Raw genomic sequence first — 14,543 nt, forward strand, 5'->3', positions numbered from 1 at the left:
GATGTTGTTGCGGTAGCAAGGCCAGGCCTTGCGGTTTGGTGTTCAAGGAAGGTCAAAGACCAGGACTTCGGCACCGCCCCCGTTATCCAGGGTTAGCGTCGATTCGCCCAAAATCCGGGCGCCGTCGCCGGCTTTCAAGGCATGGCCGTTTAGCGTGACCTTACCTTTGGCGACATGCACGTAACCGTGTCGCGCTGGGTCGATGGGCTTCGTTATGGCGTCGTTGTCGTCAAGCAAGGCCGCATAAATGCGTGCGTCCTGACGTATTTTCAAAGCGCCGTCTTCACCCTCTGGCGAGACCAACAAACGAAGCTGTCCACGCTTTTCATCTTCTGTAAAAAAGCGTTCCTGGTAGCCTGGCGCGGTTTCTGTTTCATTAGGCGTGATCCAGATTTGCAGAAAATGAGTGGGCGCCTCTTGCGAGCCATTGAATTCGCTATGCCGGATACCCGTGCCAGCGCTCATCAGCTGAACGTCGCCAGGACGTAAAACCGAGCCCGATCCCAAAGAGTCTTTGTGAGCCAAAGCGCCTTCAAGCACGTACGAAAAAATTTCCATGTTGCGATGGCCGTGCGCGCCAAAACCCTGAGCGGGTGCGACAGTATCGTCGTTGATGACACGCAGTGCACTCCAGCCCATTTGATCGGGGTCGTAGTAGTTGGCAAACGAAAATGTATGGTGGCTGTTGAGCCAGCCGTAGTTGGCGTGGCCGCGGTCTTCAGCTTTGCGAATCTCGATCATTTGGGCCTCCGGGCTTGTTTCGTTGAGTGACGTTATGGCTATTTTATGGTCAAATGAATAGATAAAAAATCGCTAAATTACGATTAAAACAATCGAATTTTTAGATGTAAAGGTGGGTGGATGAAAACAACGTTAGAGCAATGGCGGGCCTTTCAGGCGGTGGTCGAATATGGCGGCTATGCTCAGGCGGCCGAACGGCTTCATCGCAGTCAGTCATCCATCAGTTATCTGGTGGGGAAGTTGCAAGAACAGTTGGGTGTTGTGTTGCTTGAAGTTCAGGGGCGTAAGGCCGAACTCACCGAGGCAGGCAGGGTATTGCTCGAATACGCGCAAAGCTTGCTGTCAGAAGCCAACGGCATCGAAACCCTTGCGCAGCGCATCGGTGAAGGGTGGGAGACCACGCTCAAGCTGGTGGTGGATGCGGCATTTCCCACGCAAGCATTGGTCGAAACCATGCACCAGTTCAATGGCCGTGCGCCGGCGACCCGCGTTCAGCTCACCGAAGTCGTTTTGTCGGGTGCCGAAGACGCCGTACTGGAACAGCAGGCCGATATCGCGATCTCGGCGCATGTGCCTGTTGGTCGGCTGGGGCAGAAGCTTTGCGACATCGAGTTTGTTGCTGTGGCCCGCTTTGACCACCCCTTGCATCAGTTGGGGCGGATGCTGACCGAGCACGACCTGAAAAGCCATTTGCATGTGGTGGTGCGCGATTCAGGCATGAAGCAACCACGAAACGAAGGCTGGCTGGGATCGTCGCACAGGTGGACCGTAAGTGGCTTTCCTGCCTCGCGGGCCATGGTGGTGGGTGGGCTGGCTTTTGCCTGGTTACCCACGCATATTGTGCAGCCCGATCTTGATGCTGGCGTACTGGTGCCACTTGCCTTGGGGCCGTATCAGCGGCGTTTTGGGGCGCTGTTTCTTATTTACGGGAACCCCGATCGCATCGGCCCCGCCACTGCTTTACTGGCGCAGCTCTTGCAAGAAACCGTCAGGGCGAGATGTCCTGTGCCGCAATAAAAAACGCCCTGTAATCCTGGAAGACCAGGGTTGCAGGGCGTCTTTTCAAACTACGTGGGGCGTAGCCCCACGTTTGCTTGTGTTATGCGAAGCGCGAAGGGCGGCTGGTTGCGCCTGTCTTGGCTCCCGCAGGCTTTTTGAAGCTGGGGCGGGGACGTGCAGGGCGATCGGTTGCCGCAGCAGCAGGGCCATCGTGGCGCTTCGAGCCGCCAAAGTGGCCACGGTGGGCGCCGGCGTCCTGGTCGCGATATGCCGGGGCACGGCCTTCGAACGCAGGTTTGTCGCCAAAGCGGCCTTCCGGTTTGCTGTACGAAGTACGACCTTCAGATTTCCCGAACGAAGGCTTGTCGCCGAAACGACCTTCAGGTTTGTTATACGAAGGCTTGTCGCCGAAACGGCCTTCAGGCTTGCCATACGAAGGCTTGTCGCCGAAACGACCTTCAGGTTTGCTATACGAAGGCTTGTCGCCAAAGCGACCTTCGGGTTTGCTATATGAAGGTTTGTCGCCGAAACGACCTTCGGGTTTGCCGAACGAAGGCTTGTCGCCAAAGCGGCCTTCAGGCTTGCTATACGAAGGCTTGTCGCCAAAGCGGCCTTCAGGCTTGCTATACGAAGGCTTGTCACCGAAGCGGCCTTCAGGCTTACCATATGAAGGCTTGTCGCCGTAGCGACCTTCGGGTTTGCCGTAGCTGGGCTTACCGCCGCCAAAACCGCCGCGAGCGCCGTAAGGCTTTTTGCCGCCGGGTGTACGATCGGTGTAAGTGGGACGCACGGTTTTCTTGGGTTCCAGGCCTTCAATGACATCTGAAGGAATAGGCTGGCCAATAAAGTGCTCGATACGACGGATCTTGTGGCGTTCGGCATGGGTAGCCAGCGTGAAGGCCAAGCCATTGTTGCCGGCACGACCCGTACGACCAATGCGGTGCGTGTAATCTTCGGGCTGCATGGGCAGGTCGTAGTTGATCGCGTGGCTGATACCCTGAACGTCGATACCGCGGGCAGCGACGTCGGTGGCGACCAGGATACGCAGTTTACGTTTTTGCAGCAGGCCCAACGTACGTGTACGCTGGCGCTGGTTCATGTCGCCATGCAACGCACCGGCCTGGAAGCCCTGGTCAGACAGACGGATGGCCAAGTCATCGGCGCCGCGTTTTGTTGCCGTAAATACAATGGCTTGGTCAAGGTTGGCGTCGCGCAGCAGGTGGTCGAGCAGGCGCAGTTTGTGATTGTTGTCGTCTGCATAAAGCAGGCTTTGCGTAATGTTGCTGTGTTTTTCTTTGTGGCCCGATACTTCGATACGAAGCGGCTCACGCATCATTTTGCCGGCCAGGCGGGCAATCGAGCCGTCCAGCGTTGCCGAAAACAACAGCGTCTGGCGATCGGCCGGTGTGCTGGCCACAATGGTTTCAATATCTTCGATAAAGCCCATGTCCAGCATGCGGTCAGCTTCGTCGAGCACCAATGTGTGTACGGTCGACAAGTTGACGCGGCGTGCCTGAAGGTGATCGATCAAGCGACCTGGCGTTGCGACCAGAACATCGACGCGACGCGACAAGGCTTTAAGTTGGGCGCCGTAAGGCATGCCGCCCACAACGACAGCTGTGCGAAGGTCTTTAATGTGCGCGCCGTAAATTTTGGTGGCCTCGGCTACTTGCATGGCCAGTTCGCGGGTAGGGGTCAAGACCAGTACCTGAACACCTGTACCGGCGTTGGCGGGCATTTGTGCAATGCGGTTCAGGGCGGGCAACATGAAAGCGGCGGTTTTGCCGCTGCCGGTTTGCGCCGACACCATCAGGTCGTGGCCCTCAAGGGCTTTAGGCACAGCGGCAGCTTGCACCGACGTAGGTGTAGTAAAGCCAGCTTTGCTGACGGCAGACAATAGGGTAGGGACGAGACCCAGGTTCTCAAAAGACATGCGTATTCCTTTGCCGTTGTTTACGGCATACACTGGCCTGGGTTCAAAATGACCCGTTGGCCGGTTGATTGAAAGCATCGTGCCGACCAATCAACCTGGAGTGCAGCAGGTTTGCTAGCGCAAACCGCAACGGAAAAGGCTTGGGGGTCAGGGGGCGATGGCGTCCGACATGGGTGCTGACGAATCAGTCAACTGCTGGCACACAACCCTCGGGTTGTATAAAAATGTCGACGCGTTTTATTGCAGTGCTCGGAGTATAGCCCGCACAACAATATTAGGGAAAGTACTAATTTGTAACGTGCTCGTCATGTTGCGTGCGTACCGCAGGGCTGGCGTACAGTCGCCGGGGGTGTCGTAATGCCAATACAGCTTACCAGTTGATGGCTCGCTGGCCTTGCTCGGTCAGCCATGCGTTGGTTTGGGCAAAATGCCCGCACCCGATAAAGGGCACCGGAGGTCGGCGAGCCGACAGCGGTGACGGGTGGTTGGCGCAAAGCACTAGGTTGAACGCATTGTCGGGGATCAGCCCGCGTTTTTGCTGGGCATGGTTGCCCCACAGCATAAACACCTTGGGCTGCGTGCCTTGCGCCACGCGGCGGATTAGCGCATCGGTAACGGCTTCCCAGCCGTGCCGGGCATGCGATGCTGGTTTGCCCGACTCTACCGTCAAGACGGTATTCAGCAACAGTACGCCTTGTTGCGCCCAGCGGCTCAGGTCGTGAGACTGTAGGGTTAGACGGTCGGGGAACTCCAGCTTGAGCTCGGTAAAAATATTGCGCAAACTGGGTGGGCAGGGGCATTGTTCCGGTACGCTAAATGCTAGACCATGTGCCTGCCCGGGGCCGTGGTATGGGTCTTGCCCCAAAATAACCACATGTACATCGTCGGGAGCAAGCCCTTGCAACGCCCGGAAGGGGTGTGCCGGAAATATCACCGCGTTGGCCGCCAGGCGTTTGTTTAAAAAGGCGTCGAGGCCTGCTAATGTGGCGGCAACGTCGGTGTGCGCCAAAATATCGCGCCAGGCCGCCGGCAGCCCGGCAATGTGCGGTGACAGGGGTCCGGCATACCTGTTGTCTGTCGGGTTCGCAGGCGTCATGTCGCTGCCCGATACCCCGGTAATTGCTCGAGCGCGTTGCGCAAAGCGTGGTGGTAGTCGGCCATCAGATTCAGTTGCTGTTCCTGAAACACCTCCCAGGCCAGGTTTTGCTCGGGAGTGCGTTCGCGGGCCGGCGCCCAGACGGCATCGGGAAAACGGCTGTCGAGCCGCCAGCGCGGGATGACGTGCCAGTGGATGTGAGGTACCTGATTGCCCAGTTGGGCCACGTTTACTTTCACCGGGCTGAGCTCGTTGCGCAGTACGCTTTCTACGACCCACACCACCGACATCAGGTGTTCGCGTTCGGCGTGGGTCAGGTCGGTCATTTCGCTGACATGGGCATGCCAGACCACCCGCGTAAAGCCCGGGAAGTCAGGGTCTTGTGCGTCAGTGACCCGAAGCTGGTCGTCGCTCCAGATTTCGACCAGCGGGTTGCGTGTACACAGGGGGCAGGAAGGTGTGGCGCTCATTAGAAAAACAGCTCTTTCAATGCCAGGCCGGGGTCTTCGGCGCGCATGAAACGCTCGCCGACTAGAAAGGCGTTGACGTGATGAGAACGCATCAGGTCGACATCTTCGCGCGACAAAATGGCACTTTCAGTCACCACCAGCTTTTCTGCAGGAATAAGCGGCAGCATGTCGATGGTGTTCTGCAGAGATACCTCGAAGGTGCGCAGGTTGCGGTTATTGATGCCCAGAAGGCGCGTTTTCATTTTCAGGGCGATTTCAAGTTCTTCCTGATCATGCACTTCGACCAGAACATCCATACCCAACGACATGGCGAGTGCTTCCATTTCGTGCAGCTGTGAGGGACTTAGCGCAGCAACAATCAGCAAAATACAGTCGGCGCCAATGGCCCGTGCATGTGCAATTTGATAAGGGTCGATCATGAAGTCTTTGCGAAGCACGGGCAACGAGCACGCCGCGCGCGCCTGGCGCAAGTAATCATAGGACCCCTGGAAAAACTGCACGTCGGTCAGTACTGACAGGCACGCTGCGCCATGTGCCGCGTAGGAGGCTGCAATTTCAGCGGGGTTGAAGTTTTCGCGAATCACGCCTTTCGAGGGCGATGCCTTTTTGATTTCTGCAATGACCGCCGGCTTACCGTGCTGGATCTTGCTTTCCATGGCGCTTAAAAAGCCGCGCACATCCTTGCGGCTTTCGGCTTCGCGCAGCACGTCAGCTTCGCTGCGCATTTGGCGGGCGGTGGCGACTTCAGTTTTCTTGGTATCAATTATTTTTTGAAGGATGTCACTCATGACTGGAATTTCCGTGTAAATGCGCTGAACTGATTCAGTTTGTCGAGGGCTGCGCCGTTAGCAATGAGTTCGAAAGACTGTTTTACAGCGTCTTTGAGCGTGGCCGCACCATTGCCGGCATAAATGGCCAGCCCGGCATTGAAACCGACGATATCACGGGCAGCGCCTTCAACGTTAGCTAGCGCCTCTTTGATCATCGCCGCCGATTCGTCCCGACTGTTGACCTTGATCGAGCGATTGGACGTCATGGTAATACCAAAGTCTTCGGGGTGAATTTCGTACTCGTTGATTTCGCCGTCTTTCAGTTCGCCGATCAGGGTGGGGGCGCCCAAAGAGGCTTCGTCCATGCCGTCTTTGCCATGGATAACCAGAACGTGCTTTGACCCAAGGCGCTGCAGTACGCGCACCTGAATACCGACCAAATCTTGGTGAAACACACCCATGAGCTGGTTGCCGGCGCCGGCCGGGTTTGTCAGCGGCCCCAGAATATTGAAAATGGTTTTGACACCCAGCTCTTTACGAATGGGCGCTACATTTTTCATGGCGCCATGGTGTGCAGGCGCAAACATAAAGCCAATGCCGGTCTCGGCAATGCACTCTGAAATTTGCTCGGGGCTTAAGGCGATATTGACGCCCAGGGCCTCAACAACGTCGGCGCTGCCTGATGACGACGACGCACTTCGACCCCCATGTTTGGCAATCTTGACCCCAGCTGCTGCGGCTACAAACATGGCGGCGGTAGAGATATTGAATGTATTGCTGCCATCGCCGCCCGTGCCTGCCATGTCCAGGAGGTCGTCGGGATTGGGTGTTTCTACTTTAAGTGCGAACTCGCGCATGACTTGCGCCGCAGCGGTGATTTCGCCAATGGTTTCTTTTTTGACGCGCAAGCCCATGATGAGCGCCGCCGCGATTTGCGGCGACATCTCGCCACGCATCAGCATGCGCATCAGGTGCAGCATTTCGTCGTGGAAAATTTCGCGATGCTCAATGCAGCGGGTCAGCGCTTCCTGGATTGAAATGTTTTTCATGTTCGGTGATCCTGTTATTTACATTGTAAGAAATCGGCGAAGCAGGTCATGCCCGTGCTCGCTCAAAATAGATTCGGGATGAAACTGTACGCCCTCAATGGGTAAGGTTTTGTGACGCACGCCCATAATCTCGCCGTCGTCGGTTTCCGCCGATATCTCCAAGCAGTCGGGCAGGCTGCTGCGTTCGATGGCCAGTGAGTGATAGCGCGTCACCGTAAAGGGTGAGGGCAAGCCGGCGAAAACGCCGGCGTTGTCGTGCGTAATGGCCGATGTCTTGCCATGCATTAGCGTTTTGGCGCGCACAATGTTTGCGCCAAAGGCCGCGCCGATGGCCTGGTGTCCCAGGCAGACGCCCAAAATCGGCTTGCGTCCCGCAAAGTGCTGTATTAGCGGAACCGAAATGCCTGCCTCTGCAGGCGAGCACGGCCCGGGGGAAATGCAGATCAGGTCGGGGTTGAGCGCGTCAATCTCTTCCAGCGTCGTTTGGTCGTTGCGCAGCACCATCACGTCTTCGCCCAACTCGCCAAAATAGTGCACAAGGTTGTAGGTAAACGAATCGTAGTTATCGATCATCAGCAGCATGGCTATCTCCGGTGGCGTTCAGACGGGTTCGTCCAGACCAAACTGGACTTTTTCTGCGGCGCGAATGACGGCGCGCGCCTTGGCTTCCGTTTCCTGCCATTCTTTTTCCGGGTCGGAATCCGCCACAATGCCGGCGGCGGCTTGCACATAAAGCATGCCGTCCTTGATGACGCCAGTACGAATGGCGATGGCGACATCCATTTCGCCGCTGTAGCTCAGGTAGCCAGCGGCACCGCCGTACACACCACGGCGCACCGGCTCCAATTCGTCAATGATTTCCATCGCCCGTACCTTGGGCGCGCCGGTCAGGGTGCCGGCCGGGAAAGTCGCGCGCAAAACGTCCATATTGCTTTGTCCCGGCTTCAGCGTGCCACTTACGTTTGACACCAGGTGCTGAACATGCGAATAGCGTTCGATGGTCATGGTTTCGGTCACTTTGACACTGCCTGTTTCCGCAATACGGCCGACGTCGTTGCGCGCTAGGTCAATCAGCATCACGTGCTCTGCCCGCTCTTTCGGGTCAGCTTGGAGCTCTTCGGCCAGTTGTTGGTCTTCTTGCGGGGTCGCGCCGCGACGGCGTGTGCCTGCCAGCGGACGAATAGTGACGACCGAGCGCGTTTTATCGTCTTCGGTCACGCTTTCCTGTCGCACCAGAATTTCGGGCGATGAGCCCACGACATGGAAGCTGTCGAAATCCCAGTAGTACATGTAAGGCGACGGGTTGAGTGAACGCAAGGCGCGGTAGAGCGACAGGGGAGAGTCACGAAACGGCTTGGCGATGACCTGGCCGACTTGTACTTGCATGACATCGCCTGACGCAATGTACTCTTTTGCGCGAAGCACGGCTTGCAAGTAGTCTTCTTTGGCAAAGCTGCGGTGGCAGTCGGTTTGCAGGCTAGCGTAGGCATACGGAATCGTGACAGGCGTACGCAGCTTCTCGCGCAATGTTTTGAGGCGGCGTTTGGCTTGTACATAGCTTTCGGGCTGACGGGTGTCTGCGTATACCAGCAGGTACGTTTTACCTGCCAGGTTATCCACAATGACTAATTCGTCAATGTGCAGCAGCATGAGGTCGGGCGTGCCTTTGCCTTGCCCGGCGGGGAAGGGTTTGACGGCCGGGCCCAGCTTCGATTCGATATTGCGAACGGTGTCGTATCCGAAGTAGCCGGCTAAACCGCCCGCGAAGCGCGGCATACCCGGGCGTAACGCTACCTTGAAGCGGGCCTGGTATTGCTCGATGAAGGCCAGCGGGTCGCCTTCGTGGGTTTCGACCACCTTGCCCTGGTGCAGCACTTCGGTGGTGTTTCCGCTGGCGCGGATGACGGTTTTTGCTGGCAGGCCAATGAAGGAGTAGCGTCCAAAGCGTTCCCCGCCCACGACCGACTCGAGCAGGCAGCTGTTGCGCCCGCCATCGGGAGAGTTGTATGCCAGTTTCAGGTAAATGCTTAACGGGGTGTCCAGGTCGGCGTAGGTTTCCGCGATAAGCGGAATACGATTAAAGCCTTGGGCGGCCAGTGCATTGAATTCGATTTCGGTCATAAAAGGTCTCGGTGGTTAGGTTTGCACGCGCCGGGACCCTTAACGAAAAAGCCCGGCTACGCAGAGCGTTCCGGGCTGGATTCAGTTGGCTGGTGGTACAAAAACAGCTGGTTTTTGCACCAGGAGACGATTGACCGTTACCCGGAACACGAACGCCACCAGCGCCAATAGGCGCCGGGTGTTGTGATGCGGATAGCGGTAAACGTCATGAATTTTTGCTGAAATTATTCGGTAAAGACAGGTGCCGCGCTACCCGTGATGCGAGCTGCTGCGACGTCAATCGAGGCAACTATACCATCGACTTTCAGGTTTTGCACGTCTTGCCCCTCGTTGTACCCGTAGGGGACGGCAAATACCGATATGCCGGCAGCTTGCGCAGCCAGCGCGTCGTTGGCCGAGTCTCCGATCAAGATAGCGGTTTCCGGCGCTACGTCAAGCAATGAGCAAGCGTGTAAAAGCGGCATGGGGTGCGGTTTTTTTTCGGTGCAGGTGTCGCCGCAAACGACGTGCTCAAAAAAGCGGCTTAACCCACAGGCCAGCAAAAGCGGGTGGGTAAACTCTGCGGGCTTGTTTGTGACAACCGCCATGGGGACGCCGGCATCGCGCAAATGTACCAACCCCTCGACAACCCCTTCGTACACCGCCGACTTGGTGCCGTTAACGATGTGATAGTGTCGTTTGAATAACGTCAGGCCCTGGGTGACGGTTTCTTCTGGCAGGTCGTCGTCGAAGCCTGATGACAGCGCGCGTCGGACCAGGTTTTCGGCCCCTTTGCCGACATAGGTCGCAATAACGTCGAGCGGTAGGGGCGATAAGCCCATTTCGGTGCGCATGGCGTTGGTGGCATCAGCCAGATCTGGAATGGAGTTGACCAGCGTGCCGTCCAGATCGAGAAGTACAGCTGCGTATGTCATGATGCCTGCTGTTCGCCCCGTGCGATTTCGCGCCGCATGTTTTCAATGACTTGACGGTAGTCGGGCTGACCAAATATGGCCGAGCCGGCGACGAATGTATCGGCGCCGGCTGCGCGAATTTCGGCGATATTGTTGACCTTTACGCCGCCGTCAACCTCCAGCAAAATGGCTTGGCCGCCATTACTTTGCCAGGCATCAATTTTTTCGCGGGCCTGTTTAAGTTTGGTCAGCGTATTCGGGATGAAGCTTTGCCCGCCAAAGCCCGGGTTTACCGACATCAATAGAACAATGTCCAGCTTGTCCATGACGTAGTCCATCCATTGCAGGGGGGTAGCCGGGTTAAAGACTAGGCCTGCCTTGCACCCATGGTCGCGGATCAGCGACAGGGTGCGGTCAGGGTGCCGCGAAGCTTCCGGGTGAAACGTAATAACGTCGGCGCCTGCTTTTGCAAATTGCGGGATAATGTCGTCCACTGGTTCTACCATCAGATGAACGTCAATGGGTGCCTTGGTGTGGGGGCGGATCGCCTCGCAAACCATCGGCCCGATCGTCAGATTGGGAACATAATGGTTGTCCATGACGTCAAAGTGAATCCAGTCGGCGCCAGCGTCGATAACGTTGCGCACTTCTTCGCCCAGGCGGGCAAAGTCAGCCGACAACAGGCTGGGTGCAATTCGGGTGTTAGATGTAGACATAATCAGTAAACCTGTGGGTAAGCCGGACATCTTCCGGTTGATACATGACATTATTGCAGGTGAGTGCCATTGGAATCTTTATGAAGCCTTACGACCTGAGCATTACCGTAACTCCGCAGTACCTCCCAGAACAGTCTGACCCGGACAAACAGCATTTTGTGTTTGCCTACACCGTACGCATCACCAATAATGGCGAACACGCCGCACAAGTCATCAGCCGTCATTGGGTAATTACCGATGGCCGGCAAAACGTGCAAGAGGTCAGGGGGCTGGGTGTCGTGGGCCAGCAACCGTTGCTGGCACCAGGCGAAACCTTCGAATACACCAGCGGGTGCCCCTTGCCAACGCCGTTCGGCACCATGAAAGGCGCTTATCACTGCGTCGGCGATAATGGTATTCCGTTCGAGGCTGAAATCCCCGAATTTGTGCTGGCCATGCCGCGCACCTTGCATTGAAATTGTACCGGGCTTGTGTCTTTGCTTTCTGCCGACTCATGAAAAAACGTCTTCTCCCTCTGCTGCTGGTCCTGCTGGCAGCCTGTACCAGTGTCCCGCCCGAGGCGCCCGTTTCTGCGCCCGGTGCCGAGCCTACCCCCGATATTGCCGAGCGTCCACTGCGGGTGCCCGATATATCTGTTTTGCGGGAAACCGCCGTCCGGCCGCTGTCCGGCAAGTTTCAGGCCGTGGGCTGGGGGGCTTTGCCGGGCTGGAACGAAGACGATCTCGCGTCGGTCTGGAAAGGCTTGGTCAACAATTGTAAAGGTTTGATGCGGCCGGTTTCCGGTTCGTTGGCGTTACCGGCGCGCGCCGCACCCCGTGCCTGGCAGCCGGTGTGCTTGCAGGTCGAACGTGCTGGTGTGCCTGAAAACAGTCGACCCGATACGCAATGGGTGCGCGAGTTCCTGCAAACTCATTTGCAGCCCTGGCGCCTGCTCGATAGCGAAGGCAAGTTGGCCCGCAACACCGTAACGGGTTACTACGAGCCTTTGATTCGGGCGTCACGCACGCGTGGCGGCGACTATCAATGGCCACTGTATGCCGCACCCGACGACCTGCTGACGATTGACTTGGGGTCGGTTTACCCCGAGCTGGCCGGTAAACGGGTGCGCGGTAAGCTCGAAGGCAAGCGGGTTGTGCCCTACGACACCCGCGCCCAGATTGCCGGCGCCGAAAAGCAGCCGCCCGTCATTGTGTGGGCAAATGATCCTGTCGAAGCTTTTTTCCTGCAAATTCAAGGTTCGGGCCGTGCCTTGCTGCCTAATGGCGAAACCATTCGTCTGGCCTATGCCGATCACAACGGTCGGCCGTATGCGTCCATTGGCAAGTGGTTGGCCGATCAAGGCGAAATGCCGTTGGCGCAAACCTCCATGCAAAACATAAAGGCTTGGGCAAAGCGTAATCCGGGCCGCATTCAAGAAATGCTCAATGCAAACACGGCCATGGTGTTTTTCCGTGAAGAGCGTATTTCCGACGCCGAACTTGGGCCCAAGGGCGCCTACGGTATTCCGCTGATTGGCGAACGCGCAGTTGCTATCGATCCCGCTTTCGTTCCGTTAGGCAGCCTTGTTTATCTGGCGACAACATACCCGGCCGCTCAGCAGCCGTTGCGTCGTCTGGTGTTTGCGCAAGATACCGGCGCGGCCATCAAGGGGGCAGCCCGAACTGATTTTTATTGGGGCTTTGGTGACGAGGCTGGCGCGCGCGCGGGTCGTATGAAGCAATCCGGCGAAATGTGGGTGCTGTGGCCCAAGCAGGCCGGAGCGCCTTCCGCGCGATGAGTGACCCGATTGTTGTCTGCGGTGCCGGAATCGTTGGGCTTTCAGCGGCGCTGGGCTTGTCGCGGGCAGGGCTCGACACCGTGCTTGTCGCGCCGAAGCAGCCCTTGCCATCCAAGGCACCCGGGGTGTATTGCCCGCGCGTGTATGCCTTGTCTCCGGCTAGTCAGCGGTTTTTGGCCGAGCAGGGGGTATGGGACATGCTCGACCCGCAGCGGATTACCGCGGTGGAGTCCATGCAAATTTATGGCGATGCCAGTGGCCAGGTAAGCTTGAACGCTTGGCAGGCTGCGCATGACCAACTGGCCTGGATTATCGAATCTGATGAGCTCGAACGTGTATTGCGTCAGGCTGTTCAGCTCTTTCGTGTGAATTGGCTCGACGACCGGTTTGAAAACTTTGCCCAACGCGGTGTTTCCCTCGCATCGGGCAAGTCTATCTCTGCGCCTCTCGTCATTGGCGCCGAAGGCGGGCAGTCAGTGGTTCGTCAGGCCGCAGGTATCGCCCACCACTCCAAACCTTATGGTTATGCCGGCGTAGTTACCCATTTGCGCGTCGATCGGCCCCACCAAGGTACGGCATTTCAATGGTTTACTTCTGACGGCATCATCGCATTCTTACCCATGCCCGATACGTCCGACGCTCATCAGGTGTCTCTGGTCTGGTCTATGCCTCAAGACCAGGCCGATACCCTGATGGCGCTTGACGCGGCGGCTCGGGCCGAATGGCTTGCGTTGCGTCTGAAAGTTTTGGCTGGACACGATTTGGGCACGATATCCGTTCGTAGTGCGGTGTACGCGTTTCCGCTGTTTTGCGAGTACAGCGATATGGTTGCGCCCGGCGTGGTGCTTGTGGGCGACGCGGCGCATCGCGTTCACCCCCTGGCTGGTCAGGGGCTTAACCTTGGGTTGGGCGATGTGCAGGAACTCTTACACGTGTTGGTGTCTAAAGAGTCTTACCGGTCACCTGGCGATATGCGTGTTTTGTCGCGTTACCGTCGCGCGCGGGCCGAACCCGTTTTGGCCATGCGTACGGTAACCGATGGTCTGCACCGCCTGTTTGCGGTACAGGCGCCGCCTGTCGTCATGGTGCGTAATCTGGGCATGCAGTTAGTCGATCGTTTGCCCTGGGTCAAGCGGCGACTTATACAAGGGGCGTCGCGCTAGTCCTTGCGCATGCTCTGATTCAATTTCTGGAGTCCATATGTTTTCTGTCGTTCGGCGTTACTTGGCGCTGGTAGGTTTCGTATTGTTGAGTGCCATGTATTCGGGGGCGCACGCGCAGCCTGTTCCAACACAATCAACAAACCTCTTGGCCGATGTTAAAGGCCGGTTTGAAACCCGTTTCCCGGGGATTGAAATTACTGCGGTGCGTGAGACCCCTTTCCCCGGCCTTTTCGAAGTCCAGGTAGGGATGGATTTACTGTATAGCGACGCCGATGTGTCTTATGTGATGCAGGGCTCACTTATCGATGCGGTATCACGCGTTGATTTGACGTCAAAGCGACTGGCCGATTTAAGTCAGGTGCCGTTTGACGAGTTGCCGTTTCATCTGGCGATAAAGCAGGTCAAGGGCAATGGCGAACGCGTGCTGGTTGCGTTTGAAGACCCCAATTGCGGTTACTGCAAACGCTTGCACCAAACCTTGGCCGACGTCGACAACATTACGGTGTATACGCTCTTGTACCCCATCTTGTCACCAGATTCGCACGACAAGGCGCGTAATATCTGGTGTGCCCCCGACCGCGTTGCCGCGTGGCGCAACTGGATGCTTGACGGCGTTGTGCCGCCCGAAGCTCAGTGCGAAACCCCTGTGCAAGATATTCTGGCGCTTGGCCAGCAAATGACCATTCGTGGTACGCCGGCCTTGTTCTTTGCCGATGGGTCTCGGGTTAATGGTGCTATGCCGCTCGAGGCTCTGGTTGAGAAGCTCGACAGCGTTACTGATGCTGTGGCGCGTCGTTAGGCATTTTGGCAGGTGC

Annotated in this window: 15 protein-coding genes; 5 read left to right on the plus strand and 10 right to left on the minus strand. The window is 57.2% G+C overall.

What is annotated here, in order from left to right:
* Positions 1 to 42: 42 nt before the first annotated feature.
* Positions 43 to 741, minus strand: coding sequence for a pirin family protein (locus tag CHR62_RS06265; RefSeq protein ID WP_123660373.1), 699 nt, complete (start codon positions 739 to 741; stop codon positions 43 to 45).
* Positions 742 to 861: 120 nt separating this feature from the next.
* Between CHR62_RS06265 and CHR62_RS06270 the strand changes: the two genes are divergently transcribed.
* Positions 862 to 1,758, plus strand: a complete 897-nt coding sequence (locus CHR62_RS06270) for a LysR family transcriptional regulator (RefSeq protein ID WP_093970992.1) — start codon at positions 862 to 864, stop codon at positions 1,756 to 1,758.
* An 82-nt stretch (positions 1,759 to 1,840) separates the two neighbouring features.
* Here CHR62_RS06270 and CHR62_RS06275 read toward each other — a convergent pair whose 3' ends face one another.
* The 9 genes from CHR62_RS06275 to rpe all read right to left on the minus strand — a co-directional run bounded on the left by CHR62_RS06275 (position 1,841) and on the right by rpe (position 10,788).
* A complete protein-coding gene (locus tag CHR62_RS06275; RefSeq protein WP_123660374.1) occupies positions 1,841 to 3,673 on the minus strand; it encodes a DEAD/DEAH box helicase in 1,833 nt (610 codons plus the stop codon).
* A gap of 370 nt (positions 3,674 to 4,043) precedes the next feature.
* Positions 4,044 to 4,769 carry a uracil-DNA glycosylase gene (locus CHR62_RS06280; protein ID WP_123660375.1) on the minus strand — a complete coding sequence of 242 codons (726 nt, stop codon included), beginning with the start codon at positions 4,767 to 4,769 and terminating at the stop codon, positions 4,044 to 4,046.
* The gene (locus CHR62_RS06285) at positions 4,766 to 5,239 is read right to left on the minus strand and encodes an HIT family protein (protein ID WP_123660376.1); all 474 of its coding nucleotides are present in this window, start codon (positions 5,237 to 5,239) and stop codon (positions 4,766 to 4,768) included. The genes CHR62_RS06280 and CHR62_RS06285 overlap by 4 nt, the downstream gene beginning before the upstream one ends.
* Positions 5,239 to 6,027: an indole-3-glycerol phosphate synthase TrpC gene (gene trpC, locus CHR62_RS06290; protein ID WP_093970995.1), complete on the minus strand. Its 789-nt coding sequence runs from the start codon at positions 6,025 to 6,027 to the stop codon at positions 5,239 to 5,241. Before trpC ends, CHR62_RS06285 begins: the two co-directional genes overlap by 1 nt.
* Complete coding sequence (gene trpD, locus CHR62_RS06295; protein ID WP_093970996.1) at positions 6,024 to 7,058, minus strand: anthranilate phosphoribosyltransferase; 1,035 nt, start codon at positions 7,056 to 7,058, stop codon at positions 6,024 to 6,026. The genes trpC and trpD overlap by 4 nt, the downstream gene beginning before the upstream one ends.
* 18 nt (positions 7,059 to 7,076) lie before the next feature.
* Positions 7,077 to 7,640, minus strand: coding sequence for an aminodeoxychorismate/anthranilate synthase component II (locus CHR62_RS06300; protein WP_093970997.1), 564 nt, complete (start codon positions 7,638 to 7,640; stop codon positions 7,077 to 7,079).
* Positions 7,641 to 7,658: 18 nt separating this feature from the next.
* Entirely contained in the window at positions 7,659 to 9,179 is a 1,521-nt protein-coding gene (gene trpE, locus CHR62_RS06305; RefSeq protein ID WP_123660377.1) for an anthranilate synthase component I, read from the minus strand.
* Positions 9,180 to 9,403: 224 nt separating this feature from the next.
* Entirely contained in the window at positions 9,404 to 10,096 is a 693-nt protein-coding gene (locus CHR62_RS06310; protein WP_093970999.1) for a phosphoglycolate phosphatase, read from the minus strand.
* Positions 10,090 to 10,788, minus strand: coding sequence for a ribulose-phosphate 3-epimerase (gene rpe / locus CHR62_RS06315; RefSeq protein ID WP_173862538.1), 699 nt, complete (start codon positions 10,786 to 10,788; stop codon positions 10,090 to 10,092). The genes CHR62_RS06310 and rpe overlap by 7 nt, the downstream gene beginning before the upstream one ends.
* Positions 10,789 to 10,868: 80 nt before the next feature.
* On the opposite strand from rpe, the gene apaG reads away from it, so the two are divergent.
* The 4 genes from apaG to CHR62_RS06335 all read left to right on the plus strand — a co-directional run bounded on the left by apaG (position 10,869) and on the right by CHR62_RS06335 (position 14,527).
* Complete coding sequence (gene apaG / locus CHR62_RS06320) at positions 10,869 to 11,243, plus strand: Co2+/Mg2+ efflux protein ApaG (protein ID WP_093971021.1); 375 nt, start codon at positions 10,869 to 10,871, stop codon at positions 11,241 to 11,243.
* A gap of 38 nt (positions 11,244 to 11,281) precedes the next feature.
* Positions 11,282 to 12,565: a murein transglycosylase A gene (locus tag CHR62_RS06325; RefSeq protein WP_093971001.1), complete on the plus strand. Its 1,284-nt coding sequence runs from the start codon at positions 11,282 to 11,284 to the stop codon at positions 12,563 to 12,565.
* Positions 12,562 to 13,728, plus strand: a complete 1,167-nt coding sequence (locus tag CHR62_RS06330; RefSeq protein ID WP_123660378.1) for an FAD-dependent monooxygenase — start codon at positions 12,562 to 12,564, stop codon at positions 13,726 to 13,728. Before CHR62_RS06325 ends, CHR62_RS06330 begins: the two co-directional genes overlap by 4 nt.
* A 94-nt stretch (positions 13,729 to 13,822) precedes the next feature.
* Positions 13,823 to 14,527, plus strand: a complete 705-nt coding sequence (locus CHR62_RS06335) for a DsbC family protein (RefSeq protein ID WP_370318043.1) — start codon at positions 13,823 to 13,825, stop codon at positions 14,525 to 14,527.
* Positions 14,528 to 14,543 lie beyond the last annotated feature (16 nt).

The sequence above is a fragment of the Pusillimonas sp. NJUB218 genome (genome assembly GCF_003788685.1).
In the GTDB taxonomy this organism is placed as follows: Bacteria; Pseudomonadota; Gammaproteobacteria; order Burkholderiales; family Burkholderiaceae_B; genus Neopusillimonas.

Coding starts and splice junctions, on each gene's coding strand:
- trpC (WP_093970995.1), bottom strand. CDS start 6,027: ATGAGTGACATCCTTCAAAAAATAATTGATACCAAGAAAACTGAAGTC.
- CHR62_RS06285 (WP_123660376.1), bottom strand. CDS start 5,239: ATGAGCGCCACACCTTCCTGCCCCCTGTGTACACGCAACCCGCTGGTC.
- CHR62_RS06275 (WP_123660374.1), bottom strand. CDS start 3,673: ATGTCTTTTGAGAACCTGGGTCTCGTCCCTACCCTATTGTCTGCCGTC.
- CHR62_RS06335 (WP_370318043.1), top strand. CDS start 13,823: ATGTATTCGGGGGCGCACGCGCAGCCTGTTCCAACACAATCAACAAAC.
- CHR62_RS06300 (WP_093970997.1), bottom strand. CDS start 7,640: ATGCTGCTGATGATCGATAACTACGATTCGTTTACCTACAACCTTGTG.
- rpe (WP_173862538.1), bottom strand. CDS start 10,788: ATGTCTACATCTAACACCCGAATTGCACCCAGCCTGTTGTCGGCTGAC.
- CHR62_RS06265 (WP_123660373.1), bottom strand. CDS start 741: ATGATCGAGATTCGCAAAGCTGAAGACCGCGGCCACGCCAACTACGGC.
- CHR62_RS06280 (WP_123660375.1), bottom strand. CDS start 4,769: ATGACGCCTGCGAACCCGACAGACAACAGGTATGCCGGACCCCTGTCA.
- CHR62_RS06330 (WP_123660378.1), top strand. CDS start 12,562: ATGAGTGACCCGATTGTTGTCTGCGGTGCCGGAATCGTTGGGCTTTCA.
- trpD (WP_093970996.1), bottom strand. CDS start 7,058: ATGAAAAACATTTCAATCCAGGAAGCGCTGACCCGCTGCATTGAGCAT.
- trpE (WP_123660377.1), bottom strand. CDS start 9,179: ATGACCGAAATCGAATTCAATGCACTGGCCGCCCAAGGCTTTAATCGT.
- CHR62_RS06325 (WP_093971001.1), top strand. CDS start 11,282: ATGAAAAAACGTCTTCTCCCTCTGCTGCTGGTCCTGCTGGCAGCCTGT.
- CHR62_RS06270 (WP_093970992.1), top strand. CDS start 862: ATGAAAACAACGTTAGAGCAATGGCGGGCCTTTCAGGCGGTGGTCGAA.
- apaG (WP_093971021.1), top strand. CDS start 10,869: ATGAAGCCTTACGACCTGAGCATTACCGTAACTCCGCAGTACCTCCCA.